The 23085-nt window shown below is 67.5% G+C and carries 20 protein-coding genes and 1 pseudogene; 4 read left to right on the forward strand and 17 right to left on the reverse strand.

Annotation, left to right across the window (positions count from 1 at the left end; translation table 11 throughout):
• From AVKW3434_RS09750 to AVKW3434_RS09775, 6 genes are all read right to left on the reverse strand, one after another.
• Entirely contained in the window at window positions 1-1158 is a 1158-nt protein-coding gene (locus AVKW3434_RS09750; RefSeq protein WP_284405679.1) for an AAA family ATPase, read from the reverse strand.
• Entirely contained in the window at window positions 1139-1732 is a 594-nt protein-coding gene (locus AVKW3434_RS09755) for a hypothetical protein (protein ID WP_284405680.1), read from the reverse strand. Before AVKW3434_RS09755 ends, AVKW3434_RS09750 begins: the two co-directional genes overlap by 20 nt.
• Complete coding sequence (locus AVKW3434_RS09760; RefSeq protein WP_284405681.1) at window positions 1725-3860, reverse strand: Eco57I restriction-modification methylase domain-containing protein; 2136 nt, start codon at window positions 3858-3860, stop codon at window positions 1725-1727. The genes AVKW3434_RS09755 and AVKW3434_RS09760 overlap by 8 nt, the downstream gene beginning before the upstream one ends.
• A 95-nt stretch (window positions 3861-3955) precedes the next feature.
• The gene (locus tag AVKW3434_RS09765; RefSeq protein WP_284405682.1) at window positions 3956-5050 is read right to left on the reverse strand and encodes a DNA adenine methylase; all 1095 of its coding nucleotides are present in this window, start codon (window positions 5048-5050) and stop codon (window positions 3956-3958) included.
• Window positions 5047-5283: a hypothetical protein gene (locus tag AVKW3434_RS09770; protein ID WP_284405683.1), complete on the reverse strand. Its 237-nt coding sequence runs from the start codon at window positions 5281-5283 to the stop codon at window positions 5047-5049. Before AVKW3434_RS09770 ends, AVKW3434_RS09765 begins: the two co-directional genes overlap by 4 nt.
• Before the next feature lie 289 nt (window positions 5284-5572).
• Window positions 5573-6484: a LysR family transcriptional regulator gene (locus tag AVKW3434_RS09775; protein ID WP_284405684.1), complete on the reverse strand. Its 912-nt coding sequence runs from the start codon at window positions 6482-6484 to the stop codon at window positions 5573-5575.
• 113 nt (window positions 6485-6597) lie between these two features.
• Between AVKW3434_RS09775 and AVKW3434_RS09780 the strand changes: the two genes are divergently transcribed.
• The 4 genes from AVKW3434_RS09780 to AVKW3434_RS09795 all read left to right on the forward strand — a co-directional run bounded on the left by AVKW3434_RS09780 (window position 6598) and on the right by AVKW3434_RS09795 (window position 9770).
• Entirely contained in the window at window positions 6598-7590 is a 993-nt protein-coding gene (locus tag AVKW3434_RS09780) for a 2Fe-2S iron-sulfur cluster-binding protein (RefSeq protein WP_284405685.1), read from the forward strand.
• 82 nt (window positions 7591-7672) lie between these two features.
• The gene (locus tag AVKW3434_RS09785) at window positions 7673-8938 is read left to right on the forward strand and encodes an aromatic ring-hydroxylating dioxygenase subunit alpha (protein ID WP_284405686.1); all 1266 of its coding nucleotides are present in this window, start codon (window positions 7673-7675) and stop codon (window positions 8936-8938) included.
• A gap of 3 nt (window positions 8939-8941) precedes the next feature.
• On the forward strand, window positions 8942-9433 hold the full coding sequence (locus tag AVKW3434_RS09790) for an aromatic-ring-hydroxylating dioxygenase subunit beta (RefSeq protein ID WP_272566084.1): 492 nt from the start codon (window positions 8942-8944) through the stop codon (window positions 9431-9433).
• Between the two features lie 13 nt (window positions 9434-9446).
• A complete protein-coding gene (locus tag AVKW3434_RS09795) occupies window positions 9447-9770 on the forward strand; it encodes a non-heme iron oxygenase ferredoxin subunit (protein ID WP_272566083.1) in 324 nt (107 codons plus the stop codon).
• A 24-nt stretch (window positions 9771-9794) separates the two neighbouring features.
• Here AVKW3434_RS09795 and AVKW3434_RS09800 read toward each other — a convergent pair whose 3' ends face one another.
• From AVKW3434_RS09800 to AVKW3434_RS09850, 11 genes and pseudogenes are all read right to left on the reverse strand, one after another.
• Window positions 9795-11264: a methyl-accepting chemotaxis protein gene (locus tag AVKW3434_RS09800; RefSeq protein ID WP_284405687.1), complete on the reverse strand. Its 1470-nt coding sequence runs from the start codon at window positions 11262-11264 to the stop codon at window positions 9795-9797.
• Between the two features lie 164 nt (window positions 11265-11428).
• On the reverse strand, window positions 11429-12760 hold the full coding sequence (locus tag AVKW3434_RS09805; protein ID WP_284405688.1) for an MFS transporter: 1332 nt from the start codon (window positions 12758-12760) through the stop codon (window positions 11429-11431).
• 4 nt (window positions 12761-12764) lie between these two features.
• Window positions 12765-14078, reverse strand: coding sequence for a hypothetical protein (locus AVKW3434_RS09810; protein WP_284405689.1), 1314 nt, complete (start codon window positions 14076-14078; stop codon window positions 12765-12767).
• 151 nt (window positions 14079-14229) lie between these two features.
• Window positions 14230-15619 (reverse strand): annotated as a pseudogene (locus tag AVKW3434_RS09815) (sigma-54-dependent transcriptional regulator).
• The gene (locus AVKW3434_RS09820) at window positions 15604-16884 is read right to left on the reverse strand and encodes a sensor histidine kinase (RefSeq protein ID WP_284405690.1); all 1281 of its coding nucleotides are present in this window, start codon (window positions 16882-16884) and stop codon (window positions 15604-15606) included. The pseudogene AVKW3434_RS09815 and the gene AVKW3434_RS09820 overlap by 16 nt, the downstream one beginning before the upstream one ends.
• A 91-nt stretch (window positions 16885-16975) precedes the next feature.
• Complete coding sequence (locus tag AVKW3434_RS09825) at window positions 16976-18040, reverse strand: homocysteine S-methyltransferase family protein (RefSeq protein ID WP_272566075.1); 1065 nt, start codon at window positions 18038-18040, stop codon at window positions 16976-16978.
• Window positions 18041-18062: 22 nt separating this feature from the next.
• Entirely contained in the window at window positions 18063-18944 is an 882-nt protein-coding gene (locus AVKW3434_RS09830; RefSeq protein ID WP_284405691.1) for a LysR family transcriptional regulator, read from the reverse strand.
• Window positions 18945-18996: 52 nt separating this feature from the next.
• Window positions 18997-20160: an acyl-CoA dehydrogenase family protein gene (locus AVKW3434_RS09835; RefSeq protein WP_284405692.1), complete on the reverse strand. Its 1164-nt coding sequence runs from the start codon at window positions 20158-20160 to the stop codon at window positions 18997-18999.
• On the reverse strand, window positions 20157-20564 hold the full coding sequence (locus AVKW3434_RS09840) for a cupin domain-containing protein (protein WP_284405693.1): 408 nt from the start codon (window positions 20562-20564) through the stop codon (window positions 20157-20159). Before AVKW3434_RS09840 ends, AVKW3434_RS09835 begins: the two co-directional genes overlap by 4 nt.
• Window positions 20561-21814, reverse strand: coding sequence for a CaiB/BaiF CoA transferase family protein (locus tag AVKW3434_RS09845; RefSeq protein WP_284405694.1), 1254 nt, complete (start codon window positions 21812-21814; stop codon window positions 20561-20563). Before AVKW3434_RS09845 ends, AVKW3434_RS09840 begins: the two co-directional genes overlap by 4 nt.
• 94 nt (window positions 21815-21908) lie before the next feature.
• Complete coding sequence (locus tag AVKW3434_RS09850; RefSeq protein ID WP_284405695.1) at window positions 21909-22880, reverse strand: Bug family tripartite tricarboxylate transporter substrate binding protein; 972 nt, start codon at window positions 22878-22880, stop codon at window positions 21909-21911.
• Between the last annotated feature and the right edge of the window lie 205 nt (window positions 22881-23085).

Genomic DNA, 23085 nt, shown 5'->3' on the forward strand with positions numbered 1-23085 from the left:
CTACCCCCGAGGATTGGCAAATGCCCGCAGTGCTGCGTAGATGTTGTCCTCAGCAAAATTCGTGGGGCCTTCAAGACGAAACCGCAGGTCATCGGCAAAGGTCATCTCGGTGAGCTTGAACGGATTGAACGCTGGGCCATCAAGTGCATTGAGGGCAGCAGCAATGCCACGGGTGTCCCCGAAGAACACCTCTTCCACGTGCCCTCGCACCTTGGCCCAACCAACGCACAGGGTGCCAAGAGCCTCAGAAAGTGCCAGCGTTTGGGGCCTCACATCCGACATCAGCACGCCATGCCCGATCTGAAAATCGGGGCCACGCCCCAGAGCGATTTGGGCATTGACTGCCACCCATGCACGAACCGACGCCTCCAAGGCATCACCCACGTTGGCAGGTGCATCAGGCAACGGGTTAGCGCCCTTGGCGCCAAGCCCATAAAAGGTTCGCAGCGCTGCTTCATCGGGCTCCAAACGCAGAGGCTCCCAACGGCGCAGGAAGGCCACATCCAAAGGCTCCACCGAAGCATCGGCTTGGTTCATCGCAGCCAAGATGTAGAGGTCATGGGGCAACGCGTACTCGATCACATCACCGGTCTTGGGATCGAGCATTTCAAAGAACTGTGTTTCGGCGCGCTTGGACCCATCAGAGGCTAGACGTTTGTCGGACTCAATGGCCACGATGGCACCACCAAAGACCTGCACTGCTGGCCCTCGGTTGATCTCATCGATGATCAAGAGTGCAGCGCCATTGGCGCCCTTCGCATGCTCACTGGCACGGTACAGCGTGCCCTTCACGATGGTGAAGTCAGGCTCTCCTGCTTGCTTGTTCACAGCAGGCGTGATGCCCGATACGAAATCGCGGTACTTGGAGTTTTGGTGAAATACCGTGCGAAAGACCTTGCGATCCGTTTTATTCGCGCTAGGAAAATGCTCAGTCAACGCATCTGAGGCCTTCTTGGCTGGCGGAATTGGGACAGGGTTATTTGGGTCATGTTTCGGAGCGGCGTCCGACTGTTGCCCAGGAGGGGTCAAGAAGGCAAGCGCAACCTCAGCCAAAAGCTTTGACTTCCCTGTGCCTGGCGGCCCGGAAACAAGAACGTTTCTGGATCGCGCCAAGAGCTTCAATGTTTGCTTGCAATCCTCAGACACATTGTTTGCCATTGCAGAACTTCTTGGAGGTTGAAAGATCGATGAATCCCATGGCGGCAACATTCTTGGCCCGTTTGGCGTCCAAGCATTCAAGAAGCGGCTTACTCACCGACTCATCCCAAGCGTCCGGAGTACGCAACGATTTCTCTTCAACAAAGTGCGGCCATACGGACCCATCGTGCCGCTGGATCAGTAGCAGCAAGACCCGATTGCCCTTGCTTGCTTTCGGAATCGGCCGGACCTGAAAGCAAGCATACTTGTGGACTTGGGCGATCCGAAATTCGTTGCGTTTTAGGTATGGCGGCTTCAACAATGCGGTTGCTTGTTGATGCTCACCGTTCTGGTCAATCCAATTGAATGCGCCCTTGAACTGCGCGTTGCCCGCCTTGTTTGTCTTCTGTTCAACCTCGGGGAACAACTGCTTTAACGTATCTTTTACTTGATCGACCGACCCAAAGCGAAGGTCTCTCGCACCTCCTCCTGCTTCGGCATCATTATTCGATTTGGCCAAGAATTTCTTTCGATCCCCGTCCAAGATTTCCTTGAAGACCAATCGCGCAACCTGTTGGCTTGCAGCCTCAGCCATAGTTCTTATCCCCCACACCTTCTTCGATTTCTTCGCCGCCAAGGGCGAGTTCTGAGGGCACATAAGCCATTGCCCCCAACGCACGTGCCTCCACCGCACGGCGCGACCAAACTGTAGACCGACTTCCTGTGCGTTTTGCCATAGCGGCCAAAACGGTGTCTCGGGTAATCGTGGACTTAGCCTCTCCCGGCAGTCCCAATTGGCCCCGATCCAAAATCGGGAAGTCTTGAAGCGCCAGCTCCATGTCCTTTAAATCGAGCCCGTAGGCCACGGCCACTTCGGCGTCAATTTCCCCACGAAGCTGCGCCATACGCTCGTAGGTTTCACGGGTGGCCCCAGCGCCATCGAGTGTGCGCAGCTCGCGCGCAGCGCTCACCAGCTTCTTCCACGGCAAGCCCTCTTTGGCCAGCTTTGGCATGGGCACGCTTTGCAGCAGGAAGTAGTTCACCGTGGTGGTGAGCACGCGCCGAAGCATCCAGTCAAAAGCAAAGCTGTTGGCGATGGACACCCACACCAGCAACCGCTCTTCCGAAGGGTCATCGGGAAACAGGATCGTGGGCACTTTGTTACCACAGACCACCCCAGCCGGAATCAACGAGGCCATGAGCGAGCGCTCATTGGTTTGACCTGCAATGTCGCAGAAGCCCACGCGCAGCACATCCGCACGGTGCTGATTGGAACGGGGCATGTCGCTGGGGCGAATCCAAAATTGAGGCGAGAGGCGCGAGCCTCCGATGGGGAATGCTTCCCACAAGGCACTGCGGCCGGTGCCAGACACATGCCCTTTCACACCGAAGCGATGTGCCTGCACCATGCGCCCTTCCACCAACGGTAGAGCACCTGGGGTGGCGCGACTCAGGAACTTAGGGCGCTCCTTGGTCATATCGACTTCACGACAGAACTTCGGCGTCCAGCCACAACCCGGCTCTTCCCACGACACCCCAGCTTCTGCGATCTTTGAGAAGAGCTTCCACTCGGCAACGCTACGAACCTCTGGAAGGCTCAAATCGTCCCGAACTGCAGCAAGTGCTGCATGTCCAATGGTGGCCGTTCCAGTCGTCTCCAACCCCGTGGGAGTGCCCCGTTCGTGCAAGAGCGTAATGGGCTCACGCTTGCTCTTTTCAGAGCCAGCTTTGGTGAGGGCCACCGCCAGAAATTTAAAGCGCGTGTCGATGGCAAAGAACCGTGCACGGTTGTCGATGATCGAGAGCGACACGCTTTGGCTGGCGTCAAAAATCTTATGCCGTATGGCCTGAGTGCCTTGCGAACGAATGAGGCCACCGGGAATCAGCGCAGCCACAACCCCCTGCCCTTTGCACAGTTCAAAGAAGAGGTCCGTGAAGGCGATGTAGAGGTCTGGCTCACCATTGCCCAAATCTGGGTACCGCGCCAAGAGGCGCCGAGAGTAGTTGGCAACCTCATCGCGCTGCTGGGCAAAGCGCTCTTCATCAAGCCCATGAATTTGTGCTCCGTAGTGGCGCTTGGCGCCTGAGGACTTCAAAAACTCATGCCGTGAGAGCTTGACCTTCTCCCATGGGGGGTTGCCGATCACCGCGTCAAAGCCCTCAGGGGCCATCGCAGCCCAGACCTTGCGATCTGCCATCAAGCTATCGCCACAGTGCCAACGCGCACGCATGGCTTTGAGAGCCGACACATCGTCGGTAAAGGAGGCCAGTGCCAGCAGTGCTGCGCGCAGTGAATTGGCCGAAAGGTCTGCGGCACACACGCCATGAGCCAGCCAATGAGTTGTCCTGGCTCGGTCCATGCCACACACCGCATGGGTCAGTGCAGCAAGCAAAATTCCCGCACCACTTGCCGGATCAATCACTCGGCTCTTGTGAGTGAGCTTGGGGGCTGCGAGCTGGGCCAACCGCGTGGCCAAGCGAAAGTCCGTGTGATACGCGCCCGTGCTCTTCCGGCCCTGTTCATGCAGGGCTTCGCGTGCCAATGCACTCAGCGCCAATGCAGGATGAATCGGTGAGCGCTCGATGGCACTTGCCACGGGTGCAGCAAGCTCCAAGAGCTCTGCTGCCGAGCGCTTGCTTTTAGTGCCAAACGCCTCGTGAAACGCGGCCAAATCGAACCCACCAAAGCGCGCTGATGCTGCCTCCAACACTTGGAGGCGCAACTCAAAACTCGCTGGCCCATGACCTCCACTCACAGCCCGAGTGAGGGCGGCTTCTGCTGAGGACAGGTACTCCGCTTCCGCGGGACGCGGTGCACTCATGCATAACTCTCCACGAGAATGGGTTTGGTCGCCTTGACAGTCTTGGGTTGAGCCTTGGGAATCTGCGCCATGGGACGCTCCACAACCACCAAGAACTCGTTCACATCAGACGCTGTGTTGCTGGCAACCTTGTTGGGGCGATAGCGCCCAATGGCCCCTAGCGGGTGCATCGTGGACTTGCCGATCTTCGAGAGCTCGGCCTTCATGTCGGGCATGCTGATGTGCCCTTCACTGCTGTACGAGAGCAGAACCTTTTGAGCCTTCAAGCCACTGACCAAACGAAAGAGCGTTTTGAGTGCTCGGGTCTTGTAGCAAAAGTCCGAAGCCAGAACCTTCCAAGGACGCAGCCCTGCAACGCCCTCCACCTCAGGCTCATCGCCCAAGGCTACGGTTTCAAGGATGTGGTAGTAGCTTGCGTACTGGCGCTTGGTGTAAGGGGGGTCCAGATAAACCAAGTCTTCCACGGCGTTGGGTACGTCAAACACATCACCCACCGCAGCTTCCACGCGCACACCACTGGCTTTGAGCTCACGGCAACGCATCGCAATCTTGTCTTGCGATTGACGGGTCCACTTGGAGAGGAAGCAGCCAAAAGTACCCGCAATGTTGGCCACTCTATTTAAAGCTCCGAAGAGGTCAGCGATGAGCAGGCGCTCTTCCACTTCATCAATGGTTCCGGCCTCCACCCACTCACCAATCAATGAGCGCATCGCGTCGACGCGCGCTGCGTTCTCTTGAGTGAAATAGCGCCTTTCAAGGCCACACGTGTCCATCGATGCGGGGCTGTACTCGCGCCACATGAAGCCGTGCTTGGGCTTGGCAGCATTGAGCTTGGCGATGGCCTTGGCATAGCCCCCGAGCTTTTTGAAAGCCGCTTGCTCTGTGCTGATGAGGCGTGCTCCTGCGGAAATCACCGCAGAGTGCAAGCTGTCGTTAATGCGCACGTTCCAGCCACGGTCAGCAGCAGCCTCAGCCACTACCCCCGTGCCACAGAAGGCGTCCACAAAGAAGGCACCCTGTTTGGGATGCCCCATGTAGGCAGTGATCTGATCGATGAGCCGGGACTTCGAGCCGATGTAGCGGAAGGTCATGCCGCAGCTCCCACGTGCGCCCTACTGTCTGCACGCGCCCGCTTGTGTGCAGGAGGGGTAGCTTTTTGGCCAGGGGGAACGATGCCCTTGCGGTCGCAGTAGTCCCCCAGCAGCACTTCCAGCATGTTCACCATGCTGCGTTGCTCGTGGTCTGCGGCCTCTTTAAGCAACTGCTTGAAGGTCGGGGAGACGCGCAGGTTCAGGGTATCGCTCTTGGTGTCTGTGAATCGCATGGGGTGCCCCGCAAGTGTCTGTGCAGTTGCGTTAGTGTACAGACATCCAGCATTCTGTTGCGTCCAGACACTCAGTAGACACACACCAACGCCCTCCAAGATGAACCGTGGGCGGTTCATTCAGGGAACGACTGGTGGCGGAGGAGACCGGCACATCCTGTGCGATGACCTCCAACGACCGCTCCCAGCCTTTAGGCGACATTCATCCGATTGCCGCTCCGGGGGAAGCAGCGCCGCAGCAATAGACTTGCGAATCGCGATGGTCAATCCGTGCGATGGGCCCACGCCCTCACTCCCCTTCCGCAAACATCTCCACCAACACCCCCCGCAGCCACTGATTCCCGGGGTCCCGGTGGTACTTCGTATGCCAGAACAGATTGATCGCCACCTGCGGCAGTTTGGCCGGGTGGGGCGCATACGCCAGGCCGAAGGGCTCGGCCATGCTCTGGGCCATCTTCTCGGGCACGGTGGCGACCATCTGGGTGGCCTGCAGGATGTGGCCGATGGCGACGAAATGCGGCACGGTGAGCCGCACGTCGCGGGCCACGCCCATGCGCTCCAGCAGCTCGTCCACCTTGCCATGGCCCGTGCCTTCGGAGACGACCACCACGTGCTCCGCCTTGGAAAAATCCGCCAGTGCGATGCTGCGGCGCTTGTGCAGCGGGTGGCCCTCGCGGAACAGGCACACGTAGGGTTGGCGGAACAGCCGGCGCTGGAAGAAGCCGGCCTTGAGCTGCGGCAGCAGGCCCACGGCCAGGTCCACCTTGCCGGCTTCCATGGCGTCCTTCAGGTCGGTGGCTGAATTGCGCACGGTGGTCAGGCGAACGCCCGGTGCCACCTGGGCCAGCCGCTCCAGCAGGCGGGGCAGGAAGTAGATCTCGCCGATGTCCGTCATGCCCACCTTGAACACGCGCCGGCTGGTGGCGGGATCGAACCCCAGCCTGTGGTTGAGGGCGCCGTGGATCATGGCCAGCGCGTACGACACCGACTCCGCCAACTGGTCGGCATAGGGCGTGGGCTGCATGCCCTGGGCCGTGCGCAAGAAAAGCTCGTCACCCAGCAGGCGGCGCAGCCGCGCCAGTGCGTTGCTCACCGCGGGTTGCGTCAGGCCCAGGTTTTCCGCGGCCTGCGACACCTTGCGCGTGACGAGCAGCTGCTGAAAGACCACCAGCAAATTCAGATCGATGTCTTCCAGTTCCACGGGGCACCTTTATTCATCAGGGTGATGCGGTGTATTCACGCCATTCTATTGGCTGATTATCGGATCACAGGAATGATCGGGGCCATAACAACGACCTTGAGTGAGACAACCCGATGGAACTGCATATCGAGCCGCTGGGCCGCGTGCTGCCCGTGGCGCCGGGCGCCAACCTGCTGGAAGTGCTGCGCGAGCACCAGATTCCCGTTTCCTACAGTTGCATGGCCGGGCGCTGCGGCACCTGCCGCTGCAAGGTGCTCTCGGGCGAGGTACTCGATTCCGGTCAAGCGCTGCGCATGCCGCCGCTGGGTGGTGGCGAGGGGCAGTACGTGATGGCCTGCCAGACGGTGCTGAGCGAGTCCTGCACCATCGAGATCCCCGAGCCTGACGAGGTGGTGGTGCACACCGCCCGCACGCTCAAGGCCACGGTGACGGCGGTGGAAACGCTCACGCACGACATCCGCCGCCTGCGCCTCAAGCCGGCCAAGCCGCTGGACTTCTCGCCGGGGCAGTACGCGCAGTTGCAGTTCGGCCCGGGCCTGGTGCGGCCGTATTCGATGGCCGGGCTGCCGCACGATGACGAACTCGAATTCCACGTGCGGCTGGTCGAGGGTGGGCGGGTGTCCACCCATGTGGCCCAGGTGCTGGCCGTGGGCGATGCGGTGCGCGTGAGCGGGCCGCTGGGCTCGGCCTACCTGCGCCGCAAGTACGAAGGTCCCATGCTCTGCGTGGCGGGCGGCACGGGGCTGGCGCCCATCCTCTCCATCGTGCGTGGTGCGCTGGAGTCGGGCATGCCCAACCCCATCCACGTCTATGCCGGCGCCCGATCGGCGCGCGACGTCTACGGCCTGCCGTGGCTGAAAGATCTGCAGCAGCGGCACCCGCAATTGCAGGTGCATGCCGTGGTGGCCGCGGCCGATGCGGCGCCGGGCCAGCGCACGGGCCTGGTCACCGACGCGATCGCGCAGGACTGGCCCACGCTGGAAGGCTGGCGCGCGTACCTGTGCGGATCGCCGCCCATGGTGGAGGCCGTGTCGCTGCTGGCGCGCCAGCGCGGTGTCGCCGCCGAGCACCTCTACGCGGATGCCTTCTACGCCAGCACGCCGTGAGGCAGGGCCAGCGCCCCTTCCTGCGCGCCCTTCCCTCTCTTGATTCGCAGCGCCCCATCACAAGCCCCAAGGAGACAACGCCATGAGTACGCCCCACCCCGTCTTCCCATTGCATCCGACCTGGGAAAGCCCCGGCACGCACCGCGTGCCCTTCGCGGCCTATACCAGCGAGGACATCTACCGCCGCGAGCTGGAGCGGTTCTTCTACCGCGGCCACTGGTGCTACGTGGGCCTGGAGGCCGAGGTGCCGAACCCGGGCGACTTCAAGCGCACCGCCATCGGCGAGCGCTCCGTCATCCTGGTGCGTGGCGAGGACCTGCAGCTGCACGTGGTGGAGAACGTGTGCGCGCACCGCGGCATGCGGTTTTGCCGGGAGCGCCATGGCAACCGCAAGGAGTTCGTCTGCCCCTACCACCAGTGGAACTACAAGCTCGACGGCGCGCTGCAGGGCGTGCCTTTCCGGCGCGGCGTCAAGCAGGACGGCAAGGTCCACGGCGGCATGCCGGCGGATTTCAAGCTGGAGGAACACGGCCTGACGCGGCTCAAGGTGGCCACGCGCGGCGGCGTGGTTTTTGCCTCGTTCGACCATGGCGTGGAGCCGCTGGAGGATTTCCTCGGGCCGGTGATCCTGGGTTACTTCGATCGCCTGTTCAACGGCCGCAAGCTCAAGATCCTGGGCTACAACCGCCAGCGCATTCCGGGCAACTGGAAGCTGATGCAGGAGAACATCAAGGACCCCTACCACCCCGGCCTGCTGCACACCTGGTTCGTGACCTTCGGCCTCTGGCGGGCCGACAACAAGTCGGAGCTGAAGATGGATGCGCGCCACCGCCACGCGGCCATGGTGTCCACGCGCGGCGAGGCCAAGAGGCAGTCCGACGTGTCCAACGTCTCCAGCTTCAAGGCCGGCATGCAGCTGGAAGACCCGCGCTTTCTCGACATCGTGCCCGAGCCCTGGTGGGGCGGGCCCACGGCGGTGATGACCACGCTGTTCCCCAGCGTGATCCTGCAGCAGCAAGTCAACAGCGTCTCCACGCGCCACATCCAGCCCGTGGGCCACGATGCCTTCGATTTCGAATGGACGCATTTCGGCTTCGAGGACGATACCGAGGAGATGACCGAGCGCCGCCTGCGCCAGGCCAACCTGTTCGGGCCGGCGGGCTTCGTCTCGGCCGACGACGGCGAGGTGATCGAGTTCTCGCAGCAGGGCTTCGAGCAAAAACCTTTCCATCGCGCGCTGGTGGAGCTGGGCGGCCGGGAGGTGGGAGACACCGACCACATGGTCACCGAAACGCTGATCCGCGGCATGTACGAGTACTGGCGCGGCGTGATGGAAAAGGAGGACTGAACCATGGACGCCCAATCCACCGCGATCGAATTCGCCGACTACTTCGCCCTGCAGCAGCTCTATGCCGACTACGCCGCCGCGCTCGACGCAGCGCAGTGGGACCGGTGGCCCGGCTTCTTCACCGAAGACTGCCTCTACCGCCTGCAGCCGCGCGAGAACCACGAGCGCGGCCTGCCGCTGGCCACGCTGTCGTTCGACAGCCAGGGCATGCTGAAGGACCGCGTGTACGGCATCCGCGAGACGCTGTTCCACGACCCGTATTACCAGCGCCACGTGATCGGCGCGCCGATCGTTCGCCGGGCCGGGGAGGGCCGCTGGGCGTGCGAGGCGAACTACGCCGTCTTTCGCACCAAGCTCTCGGAGCCTTCCACGGTGTTCAACGTCGGGCGCTACCTGGACGTGGTGGTGCGCACGCCCGAAGGCCTGCGCTTCGCCCGCAAGGAGTGCATCTACGACAGCGAAATGATCCCGAATTCCATCATCTACCCCATCTGAGAGGAGACACACCATGCCAGCAATCGACACCGGATGGACCGAAGCGACCGCGCGCGCCGACCTGCCCGAGGACGACGTGGTGGGCGTGACCGTCGAGGGACGCGACGTGGCGCTCTACACCGTGGACGGCGAAGTGTTCGCCACCGACAACCTGTGCACGCACGGCAATGCGCGGCTGTGCGACGGTTTCCTGGAGGGGCACGAAATCGAATGCCCGCTGCACCAGGGCCGCTTCGACGTGAGGGACGGCAGCGCGCTGTGCGCGCCGCTCACCCAGGGCTTGCGCAGCTACCCCGTCCGCGTGGAGCAGGGAACGGTGTACCTCAAGCTCGCTTGACGCGAGGCGGCATGCGCCGCCGTCTCATGCGGGCGCCGCCAGCGTGCCGCGCGGCGCCTGGAACTGAAAGCCCTCCACCACGCTTTTCAGCCGGCCGGCATGCTCCAGCAGGCTGGCCGCCGCGGCGGAGGACTGTTCGACCAGCGCGGCGTTCTGCTGGGTCATGTGGTCGAGTTCGGTGACCGACGTGCTCACGCGGCCCAGGTCGCTGGACTGGCCTTCGACCGACGTGCTGATGGTGCCCACCACCTGCGAGGCGCGCCGTGCGCAATCGACCACGTTCTGCATGTTGCGGCCCGCGTCGGCCGCCAGCGTGCTGCCGCGCTCGGCCTGCGCCACCGAGGCGGCGATCAGCGTGCGCACCTCGCGCGCGGCCTCGGCGCTGCGCCCGGCCAGGGCCCGCACCTCGCTGGCCACCACGGCGAAGCCCCGGCCCTGCTCGCCGGCACGGGCGGCTTCCACGGCTGCGTTCAGCGCCAATATGTTGGTCTGGAAGGCGATGCCGTCGATCACGCCCACGATGTCGGCAATGCGGCCGGCGCTGGAATGGATGCCCTCCATGGTGGCGACCACCTCCGTCACCACGCCGCCGCATCGTTCGGCCAGTTGCGTGGCCTCCTGCGTCAGGCGGCGCGCGGCCACGGCCTCCTGCACGCTGTGGCGCACCACGCCGTCCAGCTGCTCCATGGATGCGGCGGCCTCCTGCAGGTGCGAGGCGGTGCGCTCGGTGCGCTGGCTCAGGTCGCGGTTGCCGGAGGCGATCTCGCCCGAGGCCGACGCCAGGCCGGCCGCGGCCTGGTGCACGTCGGCCACCACGCCATTGAGACGCCCCAAGGCACCCTGCAGCGCCCGGGCCGCCGCGCTGCGCACGGCCACGTGGCCCACGTCCAGCGACAGCTGGCCGTTCGGCTGCAGGCGGCACAGCTGCTGCAGCTCGGCCGATTCGATGGCGTCGGCCCGCGTGCGCAGGGCGATGGCGACTTCCACCGCGGTCTGCACCACCACGAAGCTGGCATGGATGAGGATGCGGCCGAAGTCGGGCTCGGTCAGGCAATAGATCGGCAGCCCCGCCAGTTGCAGCCGGTCGAACGCGATGTGGTGCACGGCGATCAGCCCCGCCGCGAAGAGGATGGGCCGCCAGTCGCGGTAGGCCAGCAGGAAGGCCAGGAACACGAACACGCCGAAGTGCATTTCGGTGGCGCCCAGGCTGAGCTGGATGTGCAGCGCCACCATGCCCATGCCGGCCACCACCATGGCCAGCCGGCTGAGCAGCGTGCCGCGTGCCAGCAGGTAGGCCAGGGCGGTCAGGCCCGTCAGCCCCAGGCCCCACAGCGCGGCGGTGCCGGGCCGGCCGTGCACCGCGCCGATCCAGAGGGCGACGGCCCCGCCCAGGGCGACGATGCCCAGCAACAGCGCGTCAGCCCGGCGGCCGATCGCATGCAGGGCGTCGTGCGCGCCCATGGAGATGTCGTGGATGCCGTCGCGTCGTGCCATGCGGTGTGCTCCCTGCAGTTTCGGTTGGGACAGGCCGCGGGGGCAGGCAACGCAGGGGTTGCACCGGAGAATCGGTATCAGCCATCGGGACGCGGCAGGAAACATGTTGTAACGCAGCAGGCCCGCAGGCGTCAATCGGAACGGCGTGGGAGGGGCCTTCCAGCTCAGGCCGGCAAGGGCGGCGGCGGTGCGGTTGCCGCGCCGCGGCGGCCCGCAGTCCGCTGCGCCAGCCAGAAGACCGGCAGGGCCAGCACCGCGCAGCCCGCCAGCACGGCGAACGCGAGGCCGAAATGCCCCTGCGCCCCGACCACGCTGTTGGCAACGGCGGGGCTCAGCGCGGCGCCCACGCCTTGCAGCGTCATCACCAGCCCCAGCGCGGTGTTGTAGCGGCCGCTGCCGCGCACGTACCGCTCCACCATCAACGGCGTGGCCACGCCCAGCGCGCCGGCCGCCAGGCCATCGAGCACCTGCACCGGAATGTTGGCCCAGGCATCGGGGATGGCCCAGGCGATGACGCCCCGCACGGGGAGGGCCAGGATGGCGATGTAGACGAACACCTGCAGGTCCCACCGCCGGCTGCGCGACACCCACAGGGCCACCGGCACCATGGTGAGTTGGGCGACGACGATGGCGACGCCCGTCCACAGCAGCGGAGACGAGTCGGGCACCGTGGCGGCGAGCCGCTGGTTCAGCAGCGGCAGCATGGACGCATTGCCCAGATGAAAGAGCGCGCAGGCCAGCCCGAAGCACCACAGCGCGCGGTGGCCCAGAAACGCGCGGAAACCTTCGGGTGCCACGGCTTCGGGATGGGAGGAGGGGGCAGGCTTGGCACCGTCGGCTTCGGCGCCGCGCGCGGCCACATGGTCGATGTCGCCGGGCCGGATCGCCCGCAGGCACGCCAGCGCACCCACGGCCATGGCGGTCATGACGATGAGCATCCAGGGCGCGCCCATCCAGTGCGCAAAGGCCGCGGCCCCCAGCGCGGACACGATGTTGCCGGCATGGCTGTAGGCCTCGTTGCGGCCGGTCTGGTGGCGCAGGCCGGCGCTGCGCGCCAGCCCGAGTGTGAGCGCGGCCAGTGCGGCCGCCAGCACGGCGCCGGCCGCGCCGGTGAGCACCTGCGACAGCACGAGCAGGCTGGGCGACCGGGTCAGGAAGGCGACGGCGCTGGCGCCCAGCACCGCCAGCGCACAGACCGCCACCAGCGCCCGCTTGGCGCGCGTACGGTCCGCGAGGGCGCCGGCCAGCGGCGTGGCCGCCATGGCGGCCAGCCCCCCGGCGGACAGCACGATGCCGATCATCGTCTGGTCGATGCGCTGGGTCTGCAGGTAGGTGGCGAGGAACGGACCGAGCCCGTCGCGCACGTCCGCCATGAAGAACGCCATCCAGGCCAGGGCGGTCAGGGAAGCCCCGGCCGCAACGCCCGTGCGGGCGGGCGGCGGTACGGCCGGGGTGGGCGCGGAAAGCGCGCCGGGGGCGGTGTGCGCGGCGGTCATGGCGTTACGGCTTGGCGGGTTTGCCCGGCACGGCGTGGCCGTTGACGGTGTGCGCATCGATCACGTGGGCGCCGGTGCTGCCGCGCAAGGGCCGTGCGGGGCCCTCGGCCGTCACCGCATCGCCCGGCTTCAGGTGCAGCCGGGCAAAGCCTTCGGGCCGTGTGTGGATGAAATCACCCGTGTCCAGCACCACGCCGTTGGGCTCACCGTGCCGGGCGTGGTGCAGGCGCGCCACATGGCCTTTCACCTGGCGCGGTGCGTCGTCCGGCGCGAACGCCTGGCCGTCGATGGACACCAGCCGCTCGAACGCATAGACCTCGTGCGCGGCCTCGCCATGGGGAGGCGGTGGCGCCACGGTGCCGTCGACGACCACCGTCTGGCCGGCGCGCAGGGCCTCGAAGGACTGGGCCGCACGGTCGTCGTGCTTGCCGAACACGAACTGCGCAGGCACGCCGTCCACGTCGATCATCACGCCCTCGACGTCGCCGCGCGGGCTGTAGAGGGCATGCTGGAACTGGCCTTCAAGGGACCAGACGTCGATCATTTCCTGGGGTTTGCTCATGGTGTCTCCGAATGGGTGAGGAAAGAAGAAACGGGTGTATGACGCGGGCCGGGCGGCGGCTTCACGGCGCAGCGCCGGGGCGCCGATCGGGCCGCCCAGCATGTCCTGCAGGGTGTCCGGCGTGGCGCCCATCTGCGCCGCTTCCATGCCGGTGCCCAGCGCATTGCGGGTGCCCCAGCCGCGCACCGCAACGGTGGCGCCGGGCTTGAGCAGCGCCGCGACCGACGTGCCCATGTGGGGCGGAAAGCGCACGACGACGCCGTCTTCCAGCAGCAGGCCATGCGCATCGCCGCGGCTGTTGAACAGCACCTGGGCCACGCGGCCATTGGCCTGAAGGGCGGTCAGGGCTTCGCGCGAGGGTGGCGGGGGGCGCTGGCCGGGCGTGGGCGGCGTGTCCTGCACCGTGCGGCCTTGCGACTGGAAGGTATCGGCGCGCAGCACGGGGGCATCGGGACGATGCCAGCCGGTGACCTCCAACGGGTCGCCGGGGCGCAGCCACGCGGTGAGGGACTCCGACAGGTGGGGCGGGAAGGCGATCTGCGTGCCGTCCTGCAGCAGCAGGCCGTCCGCTTCGCCGTTCGGGTTGGGCAGCCAGCGCTGCAGCCGGCCGCTCGCGGTCGCGGACTGCTCGGCGGCGGGGGCCTGGGCCAGGGGGACCGGCCCGCCGGGCGGGGGTGGGGGCAGCTGTGCGCGGGCGCTGGCGGCGGCGAGGGCGGCGGCCATCAGGCTGGTGCGGAGCAAGGGGTGGAGCGTCATGAAAGTCATCCTTTCGAGTGGTGGTGCGCTTTCTCACTCAAGACGCGTGTCAGGGCTGAATTCCTTATGAATCAATCACTTGCGTGCGATGGTGACCACGCGCAGTGGGTGGAACGGCGACAGGTTGTCTGCTTTTGCGACAGGCTGGCGGTCATTCGATGCCGTATTGCGTGAGCTTGCTGTAGAGCAACTGGCGGTGGATGCCCAACCGCCGGGCCGCGAGCGAGCGGTTGCCCTGGGCCTGTGCGAGCGCGTGTGCCAGCATCCGCCGCTCCAACTGCTCGATGGCCTGGGGCAGCGATCCCTCCAGCCAGGCAGCGGGCAACGCGTCGCCCGTCCCGGCGCCGTGGCTGGGGCCGGGGTCGTCGGGCGTGGCCGGCGATGGCTGCAGCCCCAGGTCGGCGGCCCCCACCACCGGGCCGCGCTGCAGGGCATGGCAGCGTTCCATGGCATTGCGCAGTTCGCGCACGTTGCCGGGCCAGGCGTGGTCCAGCAGCGCGCGCGCCGCGCCGGCCGACAGCCGTTTGGCGGGCTGCGGCGCCGCCGCGACGCGCAGGAAATGCTCGGCCAGCGGCACGATGTCGGCCAGGCGCTCGCGCAGCGGCGGCAGCACGATGTGGAGCACATCCAGCCGATAGCGCAGGTCTTCGCGAAACCGCCCCCCGCGCACGGCCGCCGCGAGGTCGCGGTGCGTGGCGGCCAGCACGCGCACGTTCACCTTCACGGGCCGGTGGCTGCCCAATGGCGTGACTTCGCCCTCCTGCAGCGCGCGGCAGCAGCTTGGCCTGCACCTGCGGCGCCATGTCGCCGATCTCGTCGAGCAGCAGCACGCCGCCATCGGCCGCGCGAAAGCACCCGGGCCGCTCGGTGGCCGCGCCGGTGAAGGCGCCTTTCACATGGCCGAACAGTTCGCTTTCCAGCAATTCCTTCGGAATCGCTGCGCAGTTCACCGCCACGAACGGGCCCGCCGCGCGCGTGGAATGCCGGTGCAGGGCACGCGCCACCAGTTCCTTGCCGGTGCCGGTCTCGCCCTCGATGAGCACCGGGGCATCGCTCGCGGCGGCCATGCCGATGCGCTTGTGCACCTCGCGCATGGCTTCGCTGATGCCGATGAGTTCGCCGTCCTCTTGTGCATCGGGTGGCGGTGCTGGCGCAGCGGCCGTGGCACCGGCGTCGGCCTCGGAGCGCAGGGCGCGCTCCAGCACCTCCACGACCGCCGCGCGGCTCACGGGCTTGGTCAGGTGGTCGAACGCGCCCAGGCGCATGGCCTCGATGGTGCCCGAGCCGCTGGCGTAGGCGGTGAGCACCAGCACGGGCGGCAGCCGGGCCATGCGCGCGGCCAGCGCCTGCAGCGTTTGCAGCCCGTCCATGCCGGGCATGCGCTGGTCCAGGAAGATGGCGCTGTAGCGGTGGCGCTCCACCTGGCCCAGCGCCTCGGCCCCGCCGCCGGCGCCATGCACTTCGTGGCCCAGGCTCTGCAGGGTTTCGACCAGCGATTCGCGGAAGGCCGCGTCGTCATCGACGACTAAGAGGCGTGCCATGGCAGCTCCAGGATGAAACGGGCGCCGCCGCCCTCGCGGGGCGCGTAGTGCAGGTCGCCGCCATGGGCCAGCGCCACTTCGCGCGCCAGGGCCAGCCCCAGGCCGTTGCCGTCGGCGCGGCCGGTGGCGAAGGGCTCGAACAGTTGTGCCCGCAGGTCTTCGGGCACGCCGGGGCCGTCGTCCTCCACCGTCAGCGTGCACAGGGTGCGCGCCGCATCCACCTGCGCCGACAGCACGGCCTCGCCGCCGGACGGCGCATGGCGCACAGCGTTGTCCAGCAGGTTGTCGATGGCGCGCGCCGCGTGCACAGGGTCGAACACGGCGTCGGCGGGGGCCTCGCCGCGCAGCACCAGCCGCACGCCACGGGCTTGCGAGCCCGGGCGGGCGGTGTCCAGCCGTTCCTGCAGCCAGGGGCCGAGCGGCACGGTGCGGGGGCTGAGGTTGAGCGGCTGCACCAGCGAGAGCAGGCTTTGCACCAGGCCCTCCAGACGGTCGATCTGCGTGACGATGGACGCCAGCGCGTCGGCATGGCGGGCCGGCGGCGCGGCCAGGGCGTTGTCCGCCTTCAGGCGCATGGCGGCGATGGGATTGCGGATCTCGTGCGCGACCGAGGCCGTCATGCGGCCCAGGGCGGTCAGGCGCAGGTCGCGGTGGCGCTGGGCCAGGGCCTCCTTCAGCCGTGCCCGGGCGTCTTCCAAGCGGGTGCCGAACGCGTTGAAGCCGTCGACGATGCGGTCCAGCTCGCGGATGCCGGTGCGCTCCAGGTGCGGCACGGCGTCGCCCTGGGCCTGCGCCAGCGCGCCTTCCAGACGCCGCACCTGGCGCAGGCCGCGCAGCAGCATCCAGCCCAGCCAGGCACCCGATCCCACCACCAGCAGTGCCAGCACCGCGATGCCGGTGCGCAGGGTGTCCTGGGCGGCGATGGCGCCGGCGTGGGCGCGCGTCATGGTCCACACCGCGGTGCCGGGGTGCGCGGCCAGGGGGCAGGCCGCGACGACCAGCACCTCGCGGCTGCCGCGCACCAGGTTCACGATGGGCTGGCCGGTGCTGCCGGCCTGCTTGGCCGACTCGACGATGAGGGGCTGCTCGGCGGCCGGCACGTCGATCTTGACGCCACTGCCTTCATAGGTGGGGTAGGCGTAGGCCAGCATGCCGCTGCCGGCGCGCCACACGCCGCCTTCCACCTGCGGCACTTCCAGCAGCACCACGTGCAGCAGCACGCGCAGCAGGTCGGTCTGGGGGCTGTCGGCCGGCACGGCGGGCACCGACTTGGCGTAGCGCGTGGCGCCCGGTGGTGGCCGCAGGCCCGTGCCGGGGCCGAGGGCTTCGAATGGGGCCGAGCCGGCCCCATTGGGATCAGGCGGCCTCGGGGTAGAACAGCTTGCGTGCCGGCACGGGCGCCACGGCCTGGCCGATGGCCGCGATGTGGTCCGGCGTGGTGCCGCAGCAGCCGCCCACGATGTTGACCAGCCCTTCGGCGGCGAATTCATGCACCAGGCGGCTGGTCACCTCGGGCGTCTCGTCGAACCCCGTGTCGCTCATCGGGTTGGGCAGGCCCGCATTGGGGTAGCAGCTGATGAAGGTGTCTTCCGCCACCCGGTTCAGCTCCTGGATGTAGGGGCGCATCAGGGTGGCGCCCAAAGCGCAGTTCAGGCCGATGGCCAGCGGGCGGGCGTGGCGCACGCTGTGCCAGAACGCCGTCACCGTCTGGCCCGAGAGAATGCGGCCGGAGGCGTCGGTCACCGTGCCGCTGATGATGAGCGGCAGGCGCTCGCCGCTTTTCTCGAAGAACTCGTCGATGGCGAAGAGGGCCGCCTTGGCGTTGAGCGTGTCGAAGATGGTCTCGACCAGCAGCACGTCGGAGCCGCCTTCGACCAGGGCCTCGGTCTGCTCGTAGTAGGCCGCGCGCAACTGCTCGAAATCGACGTTGCGTGCGCCCGGGTCGTTCACGTCGGGGCTGATGCTGGCCGTCTTGGGCGTGGGGCCCAGGGCGCCGGCCACGAAGCGGGGCTTGTCGGGCGTGGCGTATTTGTCGCAGGCGGCACGGGCCAGCTGCGCCGATTTCAGGTTCATCTCGCGCGCGAGATCGGCCATCTTGTAGTCCTCCTGCGCGATGGTCGTGGCGCCGAAGGTGTTGGTCTCGATCAGGTCGGCGCCGGCGGCCAGGTACCGCTCGTGGATGTCGCGGATCACGTCGGGGCGTGTGAGGCTCAGCAACTCGTTGTTGCCCTTCACGTCACGCGGAAAGTCCTTGAACCGGTCGCCCGCGCCGTCCGGGCCGCTGTAGCCCTCGCCGCGGTACTGGGCCTCGCCCAGCTTGAAGCGCTGGATCATGGTGCCCATGGCGCCGTCGAGGATGGCGATGCGGCGGGCCAGGATGTCGGGTAGCTGTCGGGCGCGGGTGTAGTGGAGCGGAGTCATCCCCCGATTGTAGGAAGCCGCGTCAACCCTTGCCGTGCCCGGCCACGTCGAGGAAAGTCTGCAGCACCGGGGTCAACGCGTCGCCATGCCACGCCAGGACCCCGACGGTCGGATGCTCCAGGTGGGCAATCGGCACGAACCGCACGCCCTGGACGGCCGCTTGCGCCATCGAGGCCGGCACCAGGGCCACGCCCATGCGCATGGCCACCAGCGCCACCACGGTGAGCCATTGCCGCGTGGCATGGCGCGTATGGGGGTGGATGCCGGCACGGTGAAAGAGGGCGATCACGTTGTCGTGGTTGGCTGGTGCCACGTCGCGCGCGAACATCACGAAAGTCTCGTCGGCGAGGCTTCGCAGGTCGACTTCCGCCTGGCCCGCCAGTGTGTGGCCCTGCGGCAGGCAGGCCACGAAATGGTCCTCGGCCAGCGGCAGGCTGCGCAGGGGCGCGGGCACGACGCTGGCATTGATGAAGCCGGCATGCAACTGCCGGTGCAGCAGGGCTTCGAGCTGCTCGCCCGAGGACATCTCGCGCAGGTTGACCTCGATGCCCGGCGCGCGCTCGCCGAAGGCGCGCACGATGGCGGGCATGTCGCGGTACACCATGGAGCCGGTGAAGCCGATGTCCAGCCGGCCGCGCTGCCCCGCGGCCACGGCGCGGGCCGTCTCGCCGGCGCGGGCCACGCGGTCGAGCGCCACGCGCACTTCGGCCAGGTAGGCATGGCCGGCGGGCGTGAGCGCCACCTGCTTGCTCGTGCGCTCGAACAGCCGCACGCCCAGTTCGTCCTCCAGCGCCTTGATACCCGAGCTGAGCGGCGGCTGCGTGATGGCCAGCCGCTCGGCGGCCCGGCCGAAATGCAGTTCCTCGGCCAGCACGGCGAAGTAGCGCAGGAGGTGCAGTTTCATGGCGGCGATGATGCCAGCGCGGCCCGCAGCGCCAAAAGGGGCTTGCGGCCGTTCAATAGGATTTCGGCAGGCCCAGCACCTTCTCGGCGATGAAGCACAGGATGAGCTGCGGGCTCACCGGCGCCAGGCGCGGTATCCACGACTCGCGCAGGTAGCGCTCCACGTGGTATTCCTTGGCGTAGCCCATGCCGCCGTGGGTGAAGATGGCGCGCTCGCAGGCGTGGTAGCCGGCCTCGGCCGCCAGGTACTTGGCGGCGTTGGCCTCTGCCGCGCACGGCAGGTGCTGGTCGTACAGCCATGCGGCTTTCTGCACCATGAGGTGCGCGGCCTCCAGCTCCATCCACGACAGGGCTAGCGGGTGCTGGATGCCCTGGTTCTGGCCGATGGGGCGGCCGAACACCTCGCGCTCCCTGGCATAGCCCGCGGCGCGCGCCAGCGCCGCGCGGCCCAGGCCCACGGCCTCGCTGGCGATCAGGATGCGCTCGGGGTTCAGGCCGTGCAGGATGTACTGGAAGCCCTGTCCTTCCTCGCCCACCCGGTCTTCCACCGGAATGCGCAGGCCGTCAATGAACACCTGGTTCGAATCCACGCATTTGCGCCCCAGCTTGTCGATCTCGCGCACCTCGACGGTGCTGCGGTCCAGGTCGGTGTAGAACAGGCTCAGGCCCTCGGTGCCGCGGCATTGCTCCACCGGCGTGGTGCGCGCCAGCAGCAGGATCTTGTTGGCCACCTGCGCGGTGCTGATCCAGACCTTCTGGCCGTGCACGACGTAATGGTCGCCCTCCCGCACCGCGCGGGTCTTGAGCTGGAGCGTGTTCAGCCCGGTGTTGGGTTCGGTGACGCCGAAGCAGGCCTTGTCGCTTCCTGCGATCAGCGGCGGCAGCCAGCGCGCCTTCTGCGCTTCGGTGCCGAACACCACCACCGGGTGCAGGCCGAAGATGTTCATGTGCACCGCCGAGGCGCCGGACAGCCCCGCGCCCGTGGCGGAGATCGTGTGCATCATCAGCGCGGCCTCGCGGATCCCCAGGCCGGCGCCGCCGTAGGCCTCGGGCATGGCGATGCCCAGCCAGCCGGCGTCGGCCAGCGCGCGGTGGAAGTCCTCCGGAAAGCCGCCTTCGCGGTCGCGGCGCAGCCAGTAGTCGGCATCGAACGGGGCACACACCCGCTCGATCGCGTCCTGGATCTGGGCGTGTTCGGGAGAGAGGTCGAAGTTCATGGGGCGGGCCGGATCACCTTGTCGGGCGACTCGCCGTAGGGCGGGCTGTAGATCACCAGCAGCTTCACGGGGGTGTCGCTGGTCACGGTGAAGACATGCATCTGGTCGGCCGGAAAGAAGCACATGTCGCCCGGCACCATGTCGAAGGCTTCGCCCACCACTTCGGCGCGGGCCGTGCCTTCGAGCAAGTAGCACGATTGCTCGATGCCCGGATGGGCATGGGGCAGGGCGCCACCGCCCTTGTGCAGCGTGCCCAGCAGCACCTCCATCTGCCGCGCGCCCACCGTCTCGGGGCCGATCAGGCGCTGGTTGTGCGTGTGGTGGTGGTTGGCGGGCTGGTAGCTGGGTACCTGGGCGGCGCGCACGCGGTACCGGGGCGCGGTGGTGGTGGTGGCGAGGGTCATGCGGATTCTCCGGTGGCGGCGTGGCAGGCGTTTTGCGCGAGCAGGGCGTCGATCTGGGTGGGGGTGTAGCCGGCCTCGGCCAGCAGGGTGCGGGTGTGTTCGCCCAGTTGCGGCGCGGGCGCCAGGGTGCGGGGCGGCGGGGTGGCCGACCAGCGCGTGGGGTGGGCCATGGCGTGCATGGGCCCCTCGGTGGGGTGCACGCTGTCGTGCAGGAAGCCCGTGGCGCGCAGCTGCGGGTTGGTGAGCAGATCGGCCGGCGAGTTCATCGGCATGTGCGGCACGTCGGCGGCATCCAGCAGCGCCTGCCATTGGGCCGTGGTGCGGGTGCGCAGGATGCGCGCCACCTCGGCATAGACGGCATCGATGTTCGCCGCGCGGGCGCCGTGCGTGGCAAAGCGCGGGTCCTGCGCCAGGCCCTGCGCCTCGCCGATCTCGCCGATGGCCGCGAAGAAGCTGCGCCAGTGCTTGTCGTTGTAGATCAGCACACAGAGCATGCCGTCGGCGGTTGCATAGGGCTTGCGGTGCGTGGTCAGCAGCCGGGCGTAGCCGGCCTCGCCCTGCGGCGGCTCGAAGGTCAGGCCCGCCATGTGGTCGCCCAGGATGAATTGCGCCATGGCCTCGAACATGGGCACGACGATGGCCTGGCCCTGGCCCGTCTTCTCGCGGGCATAGAGCGCCGCCGTCACCGCGTACACCGCATGCAGCCCGGTCACGCGGTCCGACAGCGTGGTGGGCGCATAGGCCGGCTCGGGCGCGCCGTACTGCTGCATCAGCCACGGGATGCCGGTGGCGCCCTGGATCAGGTCGTCGTAGGCGGGGCGCGCCGCGTCGGGGCCCTCCTGGTCGAAGCCGCAGCAGCTCACGTGGATGAGGCGCGGGTTGCGCGCGGCCACGCTGGCCGGGTCCAGGCCCAGCCGCGCCAGGGCCTGCGGGCGCACGTTGCTGATGAGCACGTCGCAGTGCTCGGCCAGCCGCAGCGCGGCCTCGCGGCCCTCCGGGTGCTTGAGGTCCAGCGCGATGCTGCGCTTGCCCGCGTTGGCATGCAGGAAGATGTGGCCCATGCCGGGGTGGCGCATGGGGCCCACATGGCGCATGTTGTCGCCGTCGGGCGTTTCCACCTTGATGACCTCCGCGCCCAGCTGGGCGAGGATCTGCGTGGCGAACGGACCCATGATGACCGAGGTCAGGTCCAGGATCCGCACGCCCGCCAGGGGGCCGGTGCGTGAAGTGCTATGCGTGTTGTCGGTCATGCCATTCTCCAGAACGTCTGACAGGGGCAGCGGCCGGCGCCACCGGTGCGGCCCGCGCGAGCAGACGCCGCAACGCCGCTCAGGGGGATGTCGTTCATTCGGGCTGGATGCGGGCCTGCTGGATCAGCGTGCGCCAGTGGGCCAGCTGGTCGGCCACGTAGGTCGCGAACTCCTGCGGCGTCTTGCTGGGCCACACCTGGAAGCCGATCTGCGCGAGCTTGTCCTGCGTGTCCTTTTCGGCCAGCACGGCCTGCAGTTCCGTGTTCAGGCGGTTCACGATGGCCGGCGGCATGCCGGCCGGCCCGAAGATGCCGTTCCACGACGTGAGGTCGAAGCCCTTCACCGTCTGCCCGATCGGCGGCACGCCCGGCAGCAGGGGCGAGGGCTGCGTGGTGGTGATGCCCAGCGTGCGCACCTTGTCGCTGGTGAGCATGCTCTTGCCCGAACCCAGGTCGGCCACGTAGACCTGCACCTGCCCGCCCACCAGGTCCGTCATGGCCTGGGGGCTGGACTTGTAGGGGATGCTCAGCACATCGACCTGGGCGATGTGCTTGATGCTCTCCATCGCCACCAGCGAGGTGCTGTTGGGCGTGGCGTAGCTCAGCTTGCCCGGGTTGGCGCGCGCGTAGTCGATCAGTTCGGCCAGCGTCTTCGCCGGCACGCCGGGGTGCACCGCCAGTGCGAAGGGCAGCTCGCCCACCCGCGCCACGGGCGTGAAGTCCTTGATGGGGTCGTACTTCAGGTGGCTGTAGAGCGCCGGGTTGGCCGAGTGCGACGTGTTGGTCGTCATGAACAGCGTGTAGCCGTCCGGCTTGGCCTTGGCCACGATCTGCGCGGCCACCTGCGCGTTGGCGCCGGGCTTGTTGTCCACCAGCACCGGCTGCTTCAGGCGCTCCGCGAGCTTTTGCCCGACGGTGCGCGCGACCGAGTCCGTGCCGCTGCCGGCCGCGAACGGCACGATCAGGGTGATGGGGGCGTTGGGGTACGGCGGCTGCTGGGCCCGTGCGGGCGCCACGGCGGCGGCCAGGCCGCAGGCTGCCAGCAGGGCCGGGATGAGGTGCTTCATGTCGTTTGTCTCCTGGGTCGGTAGGCCATGCCCCTGTGCCGGGGCTGAAGGCATCTTGTCCGGCGCAGCGATTCGCGTCCAATTGAATAATCGGAGCGATCCATTCGCATTGCGAATCGTTGGGGGCCGCCGGCCGGTGGTGGGTTCGCGGGGCCGGCGCACAATAAGCGCCTTTCCCGGTGGGCCGCCTGGCGCGGCGGGGCCG

It is taken from the genome of Acidovorax sp. SUPP3434 (assembly GCF_030159015.1).
In the GTDB taxonomy this organism is placed as follows: Bacteria; Pseudomonadota; Gammaproteobacteria; order Burkholderiales; family Burkholderiaceae_C; genus Paracidovorax.